General features: G+C 24.7%; 1 protein-coding gene. It reads right to left on the reverse strand.

Annotated features, from left to right (window positions below; all coding sequences use genetic code 11):
* A partial coding sequence (locus AS157_RS04645) for a hypothetical protein (RefSeq protein WP_214494980.1) occupies positions 1-381 on the reverse strand: 381 nt, incomplete at its 3' end.
* Between the last annotated feature and the right edge of the window lie 56 nt (positions 382-437).

Here is a 437-nt window from a genome sequence, read left to right on the forward strand (position 1 = left end):
GTCTTCTTTATCCCTTAGCACTATAATAAAGGAACGAAATTCTTCAGGTACAAGTTTAACGTAAAATTTGACTTTTATTTCAACTTCAGTATTTACATGTGAAACATAAAAGATTTTAGATACGTTTTTACCATTTTTATTTGTTATTAGAGAACTTAGAATCTCTACTTTTTGGTTTATTTTATTAAAAGGATCACACACAAACTTTTCTCTAACTTTTACAATTTTATGTTTTTCAAGTTGCACAGGTAAGTACACATTATACTCGGGTAAATCAACGACGTAATACGACTTAAATTTTGTAAAATTTGTACTTTTATATGTAATTTTAAGATTTTTATCCAAAAAAACAAAAGATGCATCCTTGAAAATTTCATTCATAATATATCGTTCCTTTTGATATTTTTTTCACTAACGAAAAATATTTTTTTAAACAA

The organism is Thermosipho sp. 1244, assembly GCF_018588215.1.
In the GTDB taxonomy this organism is placed as follows: domain Bacteria; phylum Thermotogota; class Thermotogae; order Thermotogales; family Fervidobacteriaceae; genus Thermosipho; species Thermosipho affectus.